Source organism: Stenotrophomonas sp., from assembly GCF_032099025.1.
GTDB lineage: Bacteria > Pseudomonadota > Gammaproteobacteria > Xanthomonadales > Xanthomonadaceae > Stenotrophomonas.
This window is the reverse complement of sequence record NZ_DAMCID010000009.1, coordinates 25,591-40,094: the sequence shown is the minus strand read 5'-3', so window position 1 is coordinate 40,094 and position 14,504 is coordinate 25,591. Positions and strand designations below refer to the sequence as shown.

At 70.0% G+C, this 14,504-nt stretch carries 12 protein-coding genes; 9 read left to right on the top strand and 3 right to left on the bottom strand.

Translation table 11 applies throughout. The features are described from left to right. Positions 1–54: 54 nt before the first annotated feature. Together RT456_RS08270 and RT456_RS08265 are read right to left on the bottom strand one after the other, a co-directional pair. Positions 55–804, bottom strand: a complete 750-nt coding sequence (locus RT456_RS08270) for an MlaE family lipid ABC transporter permease subunit (RefSeq protein WP_313344990.1) — start codon at positions 802–804, stop codon at positions 55–57. After that, the gene (locus RT456_RS08265; protein WP_313344987.1) at positions 804–1,592 is read right to left on the bottom strand and encodes an ATP-binding cassette domain-containing protein; all 789 of its coding nucleotides are present in this window, start codon (positions 1,590–1,592) and stop codon (positions 804–806) included. The genes RT456_RS08270 and RT456_RS08265 overlap by 1 nt, the downstream gene beginning before the upstream one ends. Before the next feature lie 223 nt (positions 1,593–1,815). On the opposite strand from RT456_RS08265, the gene recC reads away from it, so the two are divergent. From recC to recD, 3 genes are read left to right on the top strand one after another with little or no spacing between them, the layout of a single operon-like run. After that, positions 1,816–5,163: an exodeoxyribonuclease V subunit gamma gene (recC, locus tag RT456_RS08260; protein WP_313344986.1), complete on the top strand. Its 3,348-nt coding sequence runs from the start codon at positions 1,816–1,818 to the stop codon at positions 5,161–5,163. Next, positions 5,160–8,813, top strand: coding sequence for an exodeoxyribonuclease V subunit beta (recB, locus tag RT456_RS08255; protein WP_313344983.1), 3,654 nt, complete (start codon positions 5,160–5,162; stop codon positions 8,811–8,813). Before recC ends, recB begins: the two co-directional genes overlap by 4 nt. Next, on the top strand, positions 8,810–10,717 hold the full coding sequence (gene recD, locus RT456_RS08250; RefSeq protein WP_313344981.1) for an exodeoxyribonuclease V subunit alpha: 1,908 nt from the start codon (positions 8,810–8,812) through the stop codon (positions 10,715–10,717). Before recB ends, recD begins: the two co-directional genes overlap by 4 nt. 13 nt (positions 10,718–10,730) lie before the next feature. On the opposite strand, the gene RT456_RS08245 is transcribed toward recD, so the two are convergent. After that, complete coding sequence (locus tag RT456_RS08245) at positions 10,731–11,126, bottom strand: hypothetical protein (protein WP_313344979.1); 396 nt, start codon at positions 11,124–11,126, stop codon at positions 10,731–10,733. Positions 11,127–11,530: 404 nt separating this feature from the next. Between RT456_RS08245 and RT456_RS08240 the strand changes: the two genes are divergently transcribed. The 6 genes from RT456_RS08240 (at position 11,531) to RT456_RS08215 (ending at position 14,478) form a co-directional block, all read left to right on the top strand. Further along, the gene (locus tag RT456_RS08240; protein WP_313344976.1) at positions 11,531–12,118 is read left to right on the top strand and encodes an AraC family transcriptional regulator; all 588 of its coding nucleotides are present in this window, start codon (positions 11,531–11,533) and stop codon (positions 12,116–12,118) included. 135 nt (positions 12,119–12,253) lie between these two features. Beyond that, positions 12,254–12,748 (top strand): DUF2589 domain-containing protein, encoded by a 495-nt coding sequence (locus RT456_RS08235; protein ID WP_313344973.1) that lies wholly within the window; start codon positions 12,254–12,256, stop codon positions 12,746–12,748. Between the two features lie 74 nt (positions 12,749–12,822). Continuing rightward, positions 12,823–13,467, top strand: a complete 645-nt coding sequence (locus RT456_RS08230) for a DUF2589 domain-containing protein (RefSeq protein ID WP_313344971.1) — start codon at positions 12,823–12,825, stop codon at positions 13,465–13,467. A gap of 99 nt (positions 13,468–13,566) precedes the next feature. Continuing rightward, positions 13,567–13,824, top strand: a complete 258-nt coding sequence (locus RT456_RS08225; protein ID WP_313345251.1) for a hypothetical protein — start codon at positions 13,567–13,569, stop codon at positions 13,822–13,824. Between the two features lie 35 nt (positions 13,825–13,859). After that, positions 13,860–14,285 (top strand): hypothetical protein, encoded by a 426-nt coding sequence (locus RT456_RS08220; protein ID WP_313344968.1) that lies wholly within the window; start codon positions 13,860–13,862, stop codon positions 14,283–14,285. Position 14,286: 1 nt separating this feature from the next. Further along, a complete protein-coding gene (locus tag RT456_RS08215) occupies positions 14,287–14,478 on the top strand; it encodes a hypothetical protein (RefSeq protein ID WP_313344966.1) in 192 nt (63 codons plus the stop codon). The last annotated feature ends 26 nt before the right edge of the window (positions 14,479–14,504 follow it).

Here is a 14,504-nt window from a genome sequence, read left to right as displayed (position 1 = left end):
CAGGTATCCAGGCGGGATTCTTTACTGGGATGCGTACCGACCCACGGTCGACACCTACTGGAACATCATTGCCGACAGCACGAAGTTGAACATCAGCACCAGCAGCGAGGCATTCACGACCGCGCGCGTGGTGGCCACCGAGGTGCCTTCGATGGTCGGTTCGGCATGGAACCCGACATACGAAGCGACCAGGGCAGCCGTGCCGCCGAAGATCGCCGACTTCAGCATCGCCACGCCGAAGTCGTCCCAGAAGTCCACGCTGTTGCTCAGTGCCGACCAGAACACGCCGTTGTCCAGGCCCAGCACGTGCACGGCCTCGAAGTAGCTGGCGCTGATCGCCAGCGAACAGAAGATGCCGGTCAGCAGCGGCACGGTCAGCACCGCTGCCCAGAAGCGCGGCGCCACCACCTTGGCTACCGGGTCGATCGCCATCAGCTCCAGCGCCTTGATCTGGTCGGTGGCCCGCATCAGCCCCAGTTCGGCGGCGATCGAGCTGCCGGCGCGGCCGATGAACAGCAGCGCGGTCAACACCGGTGCCAGCTCGCGGTACAGCGACAGGCCCAGCAGCGTGGACAACGCATCGGCGGCGCCGAACGTGGTCAGCGTGCGGTAGCCCTGCAGGGTCAGCACCAGGCCGACAAACGCGCCGCCCACGGCGATGATCGGCAGCGAACGCGCGCCGATCTTGTAGATCTCGCGGGTCAGCTCGGCCAGGAAGTCGGCGGTGGGCAACGAGCCACGCAGCACCGTCAGCGAGAACAGGCCGGCGCGACCGAGCGAGCGGGTGGCTTCAACAAACGGCATCAGGCCACCTTCGCGCGGGGCGCGGCATCGAACGGGATCGGGCCGTCCGGCTGCCCGTGCAGGAACTGGCGCAGCAACGGGTCCGGGCTGGACTCGAGCGCCGCCGGGGTGCCCTGGAACACCACGCCGCCATTGGCAATGGCGATCACCTGGTCGCAGATGGGCAGGGTCTCGTGCACATGGTGGCTGACGATGATGCTGGTCAACCCCAGGCTGTGGTTGAGGCGCTGGATCAGGCTCATGATCACGCCACTGGCGATCGGGTCCAGGCCGGTCAGCGGCTCGTCGTAGATCATCAGCGGCGGGTCCAGCGCCAGCGCGCGGGCCAGCGCCACCCGCCGCGCCATGCCGCCCGACAGCTCGCGCGGCCAGGCATCGGCCGCGGCCAGCAGGCCCACCGCGTGCAGTTTCATGTCCACCAGCCGGCGCAGTACCGCGGCAGGCAGCTTGGTATGCGTGCGCAGCGGCAGCGCCACGTTCTCGGCCACGGTCAGGTCAGTGAGCAGGCCGTTGCCCTGCAGCAGCACGCCCACGCTGCGGCGCATCGCGCGCAATGCGCTGCTGCCGGTTGGAATGGGCTGCCCGAACAGGGTGACCTCACCGGCCACCGGGCGCAGTTCGCCGGTCAGCGCTGCCAGCATCGTCGACTTGCCGCTGCCGGAGGGCCCGAGCACGGCGGTGATGCTGCCGCGTGGAACCGACAGCGAAACGTCGCGCAGGATCGCCCGACCGCCGCGATCGATACGCACGTTGCTCAACTGGACCAGCGGTGCTTCGGAAGCCGTCATGGGTGCCATTAACAAAATTCCAACAGTCGTAAGATCGTGGTGAGCGGCTGAACAAAACCGAACTGGACCGTGCAGTATTGTCGCATGTCGCAGCGGGGGCCTCGGCGCGCCCTGTCGCAGACGCCTGCAACACAGCGTCCGCCCACCCCGACACAGGCCGGGCGCTGCGCGGCGGTGGATCCCCGCTCTACCTGCTTTGGGCGCGCTGCGGCACACTGCCGCGATGACAGACCCCGCTTCAGACTTCCGCCTGTACCACTCCAACTCACTCGACGTACTGGCCGCCCTGCTGGCCCGGACGCTGCGCGAGCCGGTGGCGGGGCAGTCGATCCTGGAGCCGGATGTCGTGCTGATTCCCCAGGTGGCGATGCGGCGCTGGCTGCAGTCCACCCTGGCCGCAGAGTACGGCATCGCGGCCAACCTGGCGTTCCTGACCCCGGGCGAGTTCGTCGCCCGCGCGTTGAATGCCAACGTACCGGGTGAGCATGACGACCTGACGGCCGCCGCCCTGCACTGGAAGCTGTACGCGGCGCTGACCGACCCGCAGCTGATGGCGCAGGCGCCCCTGCGCGCGCTGCAGGGCTATCTGGCGCAGCCCGATCCGCTCAAACCGTGGGCGCTGGCCGCCGAGCTCGCGTCGGTGTTCGAGAAGTACCAGGCCTGGCGGCGCGACTGGCTGCTGCGTTGGGAGGCCGGGGCCGACCCGCTCGATCCGCAGGCAATCCTGTGGCGACACATCGGCAGCGGCCACCACTACCGCGCGCGCCGCATCCACGCCTATCTGGAGCGGTTCGAAGGCGCCGGCCGCCCGCTGCCCGCCGGCCTGCCGCCGCGCCTGTTCGCCTTCGCCACCTTGAACGTGTCGCCCGACGTGCTGCGCGTGGTGGCCACCCAGGCACGGGTGGGCACGCTGCATTTCTACCTGCCCACGCCGACCCAGTCGTACTGGGGTGACCTGCAGACACTGGGCGGAAAGCTGCGCAGCGGCGCGCTCGATCCGTTCGGCGACGCCACCGGCGAGAACCGCCTGCTGCAGGCGTGGGGAGCGGCGGGGCGCGACTTCATGGCGGTGCTGGGCAGCTACGAGGTGGTGCATCCGTCCGGCGAGATTGCCGCCTACGACGATCCTGAAGATGACGCGCGAGCGGACATGGCGTCTGGCGGCTTGTCCGACAGCCTGCTGCACCGCCTGCAGCGCGATCTGTTCCACCGCCGCGCGCAGCCGGCCGGCCCGCTTCGTCCCGCGCTGCGCTACGACGACCCCAGCCTGCAGGTGCATGCCTGCCACACCCGGCTGCGCGAACTGCAGGTCCTGCATGACCAGTTGCGCGGCCTGCTGCAGGACCCGCGCTTCGATCCGCCGCTGCAGGCGCGCGACATCGCCGTGCTGGCCCCGGACATCGACCCCTACGTGCCGTACCTGGAAGCGGTGTTCGGCGGCCGCAGCGGCGGTGAAGACCACATTCCCTATGCGCTGGCCGATACCAGCCCGTTGGCCGGCGAACCGCTGGCCGATGTGTTCGTGCACCTGCTCGGCCTGCCGGTGTCGCGCTTCGGCTTGAACGAGGTGCTGGACCTGCTGGCCAGCGAACCGCTGGCCGAAGCGGCCGGGCTGGAAGCCGATGCGTTCGACCGCCTGCACACTTGGCTGCAGGCGGCAGGCGCGCGCTGGGGACTGGACGCCCAGCACCGTGCACAGCACCAGGCACCGGTGGACGATGCCTTCACCTGGCAGTTCGCACTGGACCGGTTGCTGCTGGGCCATGCCAGCGGCAGCGACGGCGAGATCGCCGGCGTCGCGCCTTGGCCGGAACTGGAGGGCAGTGCGCTGGATGCGCTGGACCGCCTGCTGGCCCTGCTGCGCGTGTTGGCCCGTTACCAGACCCTGCTGGGCGAACAACTGGCACCGGCGCACTGGCGGCAGCGGTTGCTGGCGCTGCTGGATGCGCTGCTGCCCGAGCCGCCGCAGGCGGCCAACGCCCAGCGCGCGTTGGAGCGCCTGCGCAAACTGATCAATGAATTTGCCCGCGATGCCGCCCAGGCCGCGTTCACCGGCGTGGTGCCGCCGGAGGTCGTGCGCGCGCACTTCGCCGGCGTGCTGGCCGAGGCCGACACCCGCGCGCCGTTGCTGACCGGCGGCGTCAGCTTCGGGCGCATGGTGCCGATGCGGCTGCTGCCGTTCCGGGTGATCTGCGTGCTGGGCCTGAACGATGGTGACTTCCCGCGCCGCGACCCGGCTGCCGGACTCAACCAGCTCACCGCCGAACTGGGCACCGACAAACGCCGCCACGGCGACCGTTCCCTGCGCGAGGACGACCGGTTCCTGTTCCTGCAGCTGTTCGCGTCGGCGCAGGATGTGTTCTACCTGAGCTACCTCGGTGCCGACCCACGCGATGGCAGCGTGCGCGAACCGTCGGTGCTGGTCAGCGAGCTGATCGATGCCGCCGCGGAGTACCACCTGTCCCCCGCAGACGTGGCGCGGCAGATGACGGTGCGGCATCCCCTGCAGCCGTTTGCTCCGGCGGCGTTCGGCGGCGGCGATGAGCCGCGCCGCTTCAGCTACCGCCAGCAATGGCACCCGGCCGCCGGTTCGATGGGCGCGGCGCGGCGCGCGCTCGCACCGTGGTTTGCCCAGCCCCTGCCGGCCCCCGACACCGTCACCGCCGACACCGAGCTGAGCCTGGATGCGCTGCGTCGTTTCCTGACCGATCCGGCCAGCCAGTTCCTCTCGCAGCGGCTCGGCCTGCGCCTGCCCGATGAGCTGGACAGCGCCGAGGACGTCGAACCGCTGGTGATGGCCGCCCGCGGCGGCGACAAGCTGCTGCTCCAGCAGGCGGTGATCGAGGCCACGCTGGGCGAGGACGACGCACCGCTGTACCCGCGCCTGCGCGCCCGCGCGCTGCTGCCGTCCGGTGCGCTCGGCGAGCGCCAGTTCGAGGTCCTGCAGGCGCAGACCCAGCCCTATGCGCAGGCGCTGGCGGGCTGGCAGGCCGGCAGCGTGGCCGACAGCCGCCGCTATGAGGTGGAGATCGATGGCGTGCGCCTGCATGGCCGCGTAGACGGTGTGCACCCGCACGGCCTGGTGCGGCTGCGCCCCGGTCCGCTCAACGGCCGCGCGGCGATCCGCCAGGGGCTGGACTGGCTGCTGGCCAGCGCGGCCGGCGACGGGCTGCCGCTGGTGCAGTTCCACGAGGCGGGCGATGACGGGCTGGGCCCGCACGTGCTGCCGCCGCTGGATCCCGGCCAGGCCCGGCAGGTCCTGCGGCGTCTGCTGCAGCTGCGCGGCGAAGGGCTGCGCGCGCCGCTGCTGTACGGGCCATCCACCGGCTGGGTGCTGTACACCAGCGCCGAGGCCAAACGCGAAACCGAGGGCTGGGCGCAGTGGCATGGCAGCGACCGACGCTGGGATGAATCCAGTGGTGCCGGCTACCAGCTCGCACTGCGCGGCCGCGATCCGTTCGCCAACGCCGACAGCTACCGGCAGCTCCTGCACAACAGCTTCGTGGTATTCACCGCGGTGCGCGAAGGCCGGGTGTTCGCGGGCTTCCCCAAGGAAGGAGACATGCAATGAACGGCCTTCCCCTGCCCGCAGACCCGTACCTCGACCTGCCGCTGGACGGCGTACGCCTGATCGAGGCCAGCGCCGGCACCGGCAAGACCTTCACCCTGGCCACGCTGTTCACCCGTCTGGTGGTGGAGAAGGGCTGGCGCATCGGGCAGATCCTGGCGGTGACCTTCACCGACGCCGCCACACAGGAACTGCGCAAGCGCATCCGCGAGCGGCTCGCGCTGGCGGCGCGGCTGGTCGAGCGCGCGCCAACCGACGACGACGCCCCCGAGGTGACGCTGACCCTGGCCATCCTGCAGCGCGAGCTTGCGCGTGGCCTTGAACGGCCCGCGGCCCTCGCCCGCCGGCTGCAGACCGCCGCCGATGAAATCGACCTGGCCTCGATCTTCACCATCCATGGCTTCTGCACCCGGGTGCTGCGCGAACATGCTCTGGAGAGCGGGCATACCTTCGATCCGCCCACCCTGCTGCCAAGCGAACGCGAACTGCTGGCCGCGCTGGCCGCCGACCTGTGGCGGGTGCATGCCAGCGACGCCGCAACGGTCGACGCACTCACCCTGCTGTGGTCCAGCCCCGAGGCGCTGGCCGCCGACCTCGCCACGCTGGTGAAACCGCTGCCGCTGCTGCCCGAGGTGCCGCGCGGCCAGCCGGATGATCCGCGCCCGGCGCATGAGGCGGCGGCACGCCAGTTCGCCCGTGATTACCGCGAGCACGGCGAGGCCTTCCTGGGGCAGGTCTGCGCCGCCGTGGAGAACAAGGTGCTCAACGGCAACAGTTACAAGCTGGCCTGGCTGGAGCCGCTTGCCGTGCAGCTGCATCGCTGGGCCGCCGGCGACGCGCCGGCCGCTGCGCTGGTGCCGGAGCTGGAGCGGTTGCGCCGGCTGGGCGTGGAGCCGCTCACCGCGCGCACCAACAAGGCGCATGCCGGCAAGACCCCGCAGTCGCCCGTGCAGCATGCGCTGGCGGTGTACCTGGCCACGGCCGATGCGGTAGCCGAGTGGCAGCGCGCGCAGGCCATCGCCTTCCTGCACGGGCTGCGCGAACAAGCCCGTGCGCGACTGGCCGAACTCAAGCGGATCGGCCGCGTGCAGACCTACGACGATCTGATCGACGGCGTGGCCGATGCGCTCGACGGCCCGCACCGCGCGGCCCTGGTGCAGCAGCTGCGCGCCCAGTACCGGATCGCGCTGGTCGATGAATTCCAGGATACCGACGACCGCCAGTGGAGCATCTTCCAGCGTGTCTTCGGCGATTCGGCGCAGACCCGCGAGGCCGGCCTGGCACCGGCGCTGTTCCTGATCGGCGACCCCAAGCAGGCCATCTACGGGTTCCGCGGCGGTGACATCCATACCTATCTGAAGGCCAAGCGGCAGGCGGACGTGGCACCGGCGCTGGACCGCAACTTCCGTTCCCGACCCGCGGTCCTTCACGCCATCGAAGCGCTGTACGCCAACGCGGGCGAGGCCGCCTTCCTCGAAGCGGACATCGCCTTCGAACCGGTCCATCCCGGCAACACCCGAGTGGATGCCGATTTCCTGCGCGATGGCCAGCCCGCTCCCGGCCTGACCGTGCGCGTGCTGCACAACCCCGACGGGGGCGCCTTCAAAGTGGACCCGTCGCGGCAGCAGGCCAGCGATGCCTGCGTGGCCGCGATCCACCAGGTGCTTGCCGAGGCCCGCGACGGCCGCGCGCTGCTGCGTGGCGTGCCGGTGCAGCCCGGCGACATCGCCGTGCTGGTGCGCTCGCACCGGGAAGCCACGCGGATCCAGCAGGCGCTGGGTGCGGTCGGCATTCCGGCCGTGGCCGCCGGCAAGCAGAGCCTGTACGCCACCGTCGAGGCGCATGACCTGCGCCTGCTGCTGCTGGCGCTGCTGCAGCCGGCCGACGAAGGACGGCTGCGCGCCGCGCTGTCCACCGTGCTGCTTGGCGAGGATGCACACGGCATCGATGCGATGGAGCGCGAGGGCGACGCACAGCGCGGGTTCCAGGTGCGCCTGCTGCTCTGGCGCGAGCGCTGGCAGCGCGGCGGGCCGTTCGCGGTGATCGCCGACCTGTGCGCCGAGCATGCCGAACGCCTGCTTGGCCTGCTCGACGGCGAGCGCCGGCTGACCAATTACCTGCAGCTGGGCGAGCTGCTGCAACAGGCCTCCACGCATACCCTGGGCATGCACGGCCTGCTGGACTGGCTGCAGGTGCAGATGGCGCATGCCGACCAGGACGACGAACAGCAGCTGCTGCGGCTGGAATCGGATGCACGCCGGGTGCAGATCATCACCCTGCACAAGAGCAAGGGCCTGGAATATCCGCTGGTGTTCCTGCCGTTCGTGGGGATCGACAGCGGGGGCGGCAGCGGCGACGCGCACTGCACCGTGTACGCCAATGGGCGCCGCGAGCTGCATTGGCGACTCGACAAGGACGAGGCCTGGAGCGCGGCCAGCGAGCGCAGCGCGCAGGAGCAGCGTGCCGAAGACGCGCGCCTGCTGTATGTCGGGCTGACACGTGCCGAGCACGCGGTGTGGATCGCTGCCGGCGACCTGGCCGGACTGGCCAAGACCCGGTTGGCCCCGATGCTGTTGGACCTGGAGGCGCTGCGCGCGCATGCCGACATCGCCGTGGTCGACGGTCCGCTGGCGCCGCGCCCGGCGCAACTGGCGCTGGAGCAGGAGGGCGAACTGCCGCCGGTGCGCGCGCTGACCCGCCGCGTCCCGCACGACTGGTGGGTATACAGCTTTACCCAGCTGGCCCACGCCGATGCGGGCCACGACACCGACGCTGCCGCGACCGAAGTGCCCGCGCCCGCCGCCGATGAGCCGGTGGGCACCGAGCCCGGCGCGGAACTGGAGCAGGCGGCACAGGCAGGAGATGCGGTGATCGATCCGCGCTTCATGGGCAGCCGCTTCGGCAACGTCCTGCACGATGCGCTGGAAAACACCGACTTCGCGCAGTGGACCGGTTGGCAGGCTGGACAACCGGCACCGGGCGAGCAGGCCCAGGTCCTGCGCACCGCGTTGGGCGATGAAGGCTATGCCGACGAGGACCTGGACGACGGCGTGGCGGTGCTGACCGCGCTGGTCGGGCAGACGCTCACCGTGCCGTTGCCGGAAGGCGGCGCGCTGTACACGCTGGCGGCCACGGCACGCCGTGCTGAAATCGAGTTCCACTTCGCGATGCAGCCCACCGCGGTGCCCGCACTGCTCGACCTGCTGCATGCACACGGTCTGGTCCGCGATCGCCGTGGCTTCGGCACCCGCCGCCGGCTCGAGGGGCTGATGACCGGCAAGATCGATCTGACCTACGTGCGTGGCGATCGCTGGTTCGTGCTCGACTACAAATCCAACCGCCTGCCCGGCTACGACGCGGCGCAGCTGGCCAGCGCCATGCAGCACAGCGAATACGACCTGCAGGCGCTCATCTACACCGTGGCGCTGCACCGCTGGCTGCGCTTCCGGCTGGGCCCGGGCTACGACTACACCCGCGACATGGGCGGCATCCGCTACCTGTTCTGCCGTGGCCTGGATGCGCGTCGCGACGACAGCCCGGGCGTGTACGCGCATCGCTTCGACCCCGCGCTGGTGGACGCGCTGGATGCGCTGTTCGCCGGTGGCGAAGCGGCGCAGGCGCGCATGGCCGCGCGGGCATGGGGTCACGCATGAGTCTGCTCACCACCCTTCACCGCAGCGGCGCGCTGCGTACCCTCGACCATGCGCTGGCGCAGAGCCTGCGCCGGCTGCGACCGGCCACACCCGATGCGGTGCTGGTCGCGGCGGCCCTGGCTTCGCTGGCCGTCTCGCAGGGGCATGCCGGACTGGACCCGGCCCAGCCCCAGCGCCTGGTCGAGATGCCGGTCGAGTGGCCGCCCGCCGACGCCTGGCAGGCGCAGCTGCAGGCCTCGCCGTGGGTGGCGTGCCCGGACGCAGTGACCGACGTGGCCGCCGATGCGCCGCTGGTCCTCGAGAACGGGCTGCTCTACCTGCGCCGCTACCGCGAGTACGAGCGCCGTCTGGCCGAGGGCCTGCAGCGCATCGCCACGCACGCGCTGGCCCAGCCCGATCCGGCGATGCTGCAGGCCTTGTTCGCCCAGTTGTTCCCACAGGCGCACGAGGGCATCGACCACCAGGCGCGCGCCGCCGCCGTCGCCCTGCGCCATCCGCTGGTGCTGGTGACCGGCGGGCCGGGCACCGGCAAGACCACCACCATCGCGCGGTTGCTGGTGCTGCTCGCGGCGCAGGCGGTGCAGGCCGAACAGCCGCTGCCACGGGTGGCCCTGGCCGCGCCAACCGGACGGGCCGCCGAGCGCATGGCCGAGAGTCTGCGCCTGGCCGTGCAGCGGCTGCGCCTGCTGGGCATCGCCCCGGCACTGTGCGACGCCATGCCCAGCACCGGCACCACCCTGCATCGCCTGCTCGGGGTGATTCCCGATTCACCCCGCTTCCGCCACCACGCCGACAACCCGCTGCCCTTCGACGTGGTGGTGGTGGACGAGGCCTCGATGATCGACCTGCCGCTGATGACCAAGCTGGTCGACGCGGTGGCCGCTGGCACCCGGCTGGTGCTGCTGGGCGATCCCGACCAGCTGCCGTCGGTGGAAGCCGGGGACGTGCTCAGTGCGATCCTGCGCGCCAGTGGCGATGGCCTGGGCACCCAGGCCGACGATGCGCATGCCCTGCAGGCGCTGTTGGCGCCTGCGGTGCTGCAACCCCGTGCGGCCGCGCGCGCCTTCGCCGGCCGGCGGGTGCAGCTGCAGCGCGGTTATCGGCAGACCGACGCGCTCGACCTGGCCCCGCTGGCGCAGGCCGTGCGGGCCGGTGACGGCGACAGCGCGCTGGCCCTGCTGCGTGGCGGCCGCCTGGCCGGTGTGCATTTCCATGAAGACCAGAGTGATCCGCTGCAGCAGCACCGCGACCCGCTGCTGGCGCACTGGCGTGGGCTGGGCGCGGCGTCGGACCCCGCGCAGGCGCTGGCCGAGGCCGGCCGGGTACGCCTGCTCACGGCCGTGCGCGAGGGCCCGCAGGGTGCGCGCGGCCTGAACGCCCGCATCGAAGCGATGCTGGCCGGCGTGCCGCGGCCGGGCATGGCACCCGGCTACTTCCATGGCCGGCTGCTGCTGGTCACGGAGAACAGCTACCGCCATCGCCTGTTCAACGGCGACATCGGCATCTGCCTGGCCGACCGCAACGGGGCGGTCACGGCCTGGTTCGCCGGTGACACGCCGGATCAACCACGCGGCTTCCACCCCGGTGCCTTGCCCGCACATGAAAGTGCGTTCGCCATGACCGTGCACAAGGCCCAGGGTTCGGAGTTCGATACGGTATGGCTGCAGTTGCCGCGTCGCGACAACCGCGTGCTGTCGCGTGAGTTGATCTACACCGGCATGACCCGCGCGCGGCAGTCGCTGCATGTGCTGGGCAGTGCGGATGTGTTGCAGGCCGCGCTGGCGCGGCATGCCAGCCGGTTGTCCGGGCTGGCGGTGCGCCTGGCCGGCAGTGCGGTGGCGCCCGATACGGCCGCGGAGGACGCAGCCGCAGAGCCGGCCCCTGCGCAGGGCCAGCTGTTCTAGCGTCGGCTGCGGCTTACTCGGGAATCAGCACGGTGCCGTCGGGGAAGACGATCGCACCGTCACCGCTGACATCGAAGAAGCCCAGCTGGTGGGTATTGGCGAGCACCTGCACCAGGCCATGCGCTTCCTCGGCCACGTCATCGGCGAAGGACGCATAGATCACGTGGTTGCCCACACTGTAGTCGGTGACCTGCGGCCGGTCATCCTCGTCATCGGCGAGCGGGCCGCTCAACGGCGGGAAGTGCTCGATGATCGCGCTGAACCACGCCTGCAGGGCCGGGCCGGACACGGCCGGATCGTCGTACTCGTGCGTCTCGTTCCATTCGGTCTGCGCGTCGTACCACTCCAGGAACGCGGCGGCGTCGCGCGGTGCCACGGCGGGGTCGAACACCATCAGGTCGTAACTCATCTTGGATCACCTTGTCCCATGCGCAAATGCATGCGGCAGGATACCGCTCACGCGGCTGTATCGGGCATGATGTGTGCTACATCTCGCTTCTCGAGTGAGATTCATCACACTTAATGGGCTGGCGCTGTACACCGCGCGCCACAGCCGATCCAGTATCACCCTCACGCTGCCGATACGAAAGCGCCCTGCAACGATCCGACAAGGATCTGCAACGCGGCGCCAAATCTGCACGCACCGCTCCGGTTACACCGGTACGCGTAGCACTGCGGCGACGCTATCCACCCTTTCCGCCGTAGGGGAATCCACGCTGTCGCCCTCCACCGGGGATTGAACGCCGTCGCGCGTCGGCGGGGAGCAAGCGGGTGCATCGGCGCGGCATTTCAGCAGAAGGAGGCGGCACGGCTATGGACGTACTGGAACGCGGTTTGGAGCTGTCCGCCCGTCACCGGCATGAGGTGGCGGGAGGACCGGGAAGCACAGACGATGGCGACGGTCGGTTGCTTGCATGGAGCCTGGCGCTGCTCTCGCGCATGGGCCATTGCAGTTGTCAGGGATGCGTGGAGGTCGATGCGGACACGGCATGGGACGCGTTGCTGGCACGCACCCGGATCCGTCCGCATGGCACGGCCGCCACGCGGCTGGTCGAACGCGCACGCGACTGGATCGAGCACCACGCCGATGACGAAGACCTCTCGGTGGACCGGCTGGCGTCGGCGTTGAACATGTCGCGCACCAGCCTGCACCGCAAGCTGGTGGCCAGCATTGGCCATCCACCGGGCGAACTGATCCGCACCGTGCGCCTGCAGCTGGCGCAGCGCCTGCTGCGCGAAGGCGAGGGCAATGTGTCGGAGGTGGCGTATGCGGTGGGGTTTGTCAGCCTGTCCGGCTTCAGCCGCGCCTACCGGCACCACTACGGCGAGCCACCCTCGAGCATGCGCGGTGCGTGCGCCGCGATCACGCCGCCGCGCACCCCCCGTGCAACGCGCGGATAACACCGCGCAACACCCCGCCGTACGCCGGTACGGGGCGGCGGCTATCAATGAACACGTGGACCACGACCAACGATCTGCGCCTCTCGCGCATCGCAGGTATCCACGAACCGGAGCGAGGGCGAGATGAGCGGAACCATGTCATTCCACACGTTGATCGAAGCGCTGGCCGGGGCCGTCATCGAGGCCCAGGACAGCATCGAGATGCACCAGATTTCCCACCTGCGCGATTACTTCGACGAAGACAACCGACCCAGGAGCGTCACCATCCGCATGCCCTCCCTGCACCCGCAGGCCGAGGACGGCGATGAGGACCTCTACCGCGCGCCGCTGTTGCCGCTGGTCTCCACCAACAACCTGCGCATCCGGGAGGTGGAGATCAGCTTCAACGCGGACCTGGCGGAACTGGGCGCCGAGGATCCGTACCCACCTGCGCCGGGTGCGACGGACGCCTGGGAGTCGCCGCGGCCGGCGGCGCGACATGTAGGACTGGATACCGGCCGCGGCAAGGGCGTGGGCAACGTACACGTGCAGCTGCGCGTGGAAGGAACCGAGCCGACCGATGGTGCGGCGCGGCTGATGAACCACCTGGCGCAGAGCCAGGGGGTGTTCAAGACCATCAAAGCAACGTGATCCAGCAGCACATGCAACGACCCGGTCGCGTGATGCGGCCGGTGTTGTCCACCTCTCTTCTGGAGTGAACTGCAATGTCCAACGAACTGGTCAACATCTCCAGTCAGTTCAAGGGACTGCCGATGAGCGACCTCATCGGCGGCCCACTGACTGCCGCCTGCGATTCGCAGATCAAACTGGCCCAGGCCACCGCCAGCTTCATCCGCTCGGTCGGCTTCCTGCCGCCCACCGACCCGGCCAACACCGATCCGAATGCGGTCGGCGGTACGCGCACCGCGTTGTTCCGCTTCAAGCGTCCGGTCGACAACCTGGATCCGGCCACCAAGGCCGCGCAACCATTCTCCGAGGAAGAAGTCGAACTCGAAGTGCCGTTGCTGGCCATCGTCAAGGTGCCCAACCTGAGCATCTACACCGTGGACATCAACTTCGAGATGGAAGTGAAGTCGTCGTTCTCGGCCAAGGAAAGCCAGGACTACTCGGCCGGCATGCAGGCGGAAATGAAAGTGGGCTGGGGCATCTTCTCGGCGAAGGTGAACATCCAGGGTTCGGTGGCCTCGCACAAGGAGAACACCCGCACCTCGGACAACTCGGCCAAGTACACGGTGGCCGTGCACGCCGAGGACAAGGGCATGCCTGAAGGCCTGGCACGCGTGCTGGACATCCTCCAGACCGCCGCCGCGCCGCGGAAGATCGGGCCGCCGGTGCCGGTGCCGGCCTGATCGGCAGGTACACGGGTGGCGTCCAGCACCACCGCGGAATGACCCGTCGCGTCCCTCGGGCGCGGCGGTTCCGGCATGTCCAGCGCAGGGAAGACCCGCATGTTCGATCTCAATGACGTGAAGTACGTGAAGCGCATCGTCGTCGGCAGCAACAACCCGACCCAGATGTTGACCGACGCCGACCTGGCCCAGGCCCAGGACCTCTTGAACCGTTGCCTGAGCGACACGCCGAAGGGCTCCATCCTCGGCATCGAGCGCAGTTTCACCATCCTGCAGATCGGTGAGCACCAGGTGGTGCTGCAGTGGCTGGCCTACCACGTGGGCTTCCCGCGACGCCCGGTCTGGATGGCCGACTGACATGGCCAGGCGCACGCCTCCCAGGAGCAGGGCCCATGGCCGACCACCGGCTTGACGATCTCATCCACACCCTGGCCTCGGCGCTGGTGCATGGCCGCACACAGGGTGCGCGCGCGCACCTGGCCCGGCTGCAGGCGCGGCTGGGCAGCGGCCAGACACTGGCGGTAAGCACGCTGGTGGATGGGTGCTGGCACTCGCACCCGGTACCGCTGGCCGAGCTGGTCATCCCGCGCGGGGTGCTGGCGACCTGCCTGGAAGTACAGATCGACTGCCGCCTGGAAGAACTCGACGGTCCCGACGGCGCGCCGCCAACGCTGGCGCTGTGCCCGTGCACGGCGCCGGCCGATCACCTGCTCACCATCTGCCTGCGTGGCGGCACGCCGGTCCACGGCGAGCTGCTGCTCGACGGGCAGCTGCTGCGCCACTTCAGCGTGGAACCCCACGCGATCGCGGAGAGATGACATGGCCCGACCCGAGCGCCTGCGCCTGCTGCTGTCCAGCGACGATGCCCGCCAGGTGCAGGAGTGGATGGCGCCGCTGCTGGCCCGCCGCCGTGCGCAGGCGGCCGCCCGCCGTCGCCGTCGCCGGCAGCGCCTGCTGGCCTGCCTGTGGCTGGTGGCGTTGGCCATCGCCCTGATGACCCGCTATTTCTGAGCGTCCGCCCGGCCGAGGGCCGGCGT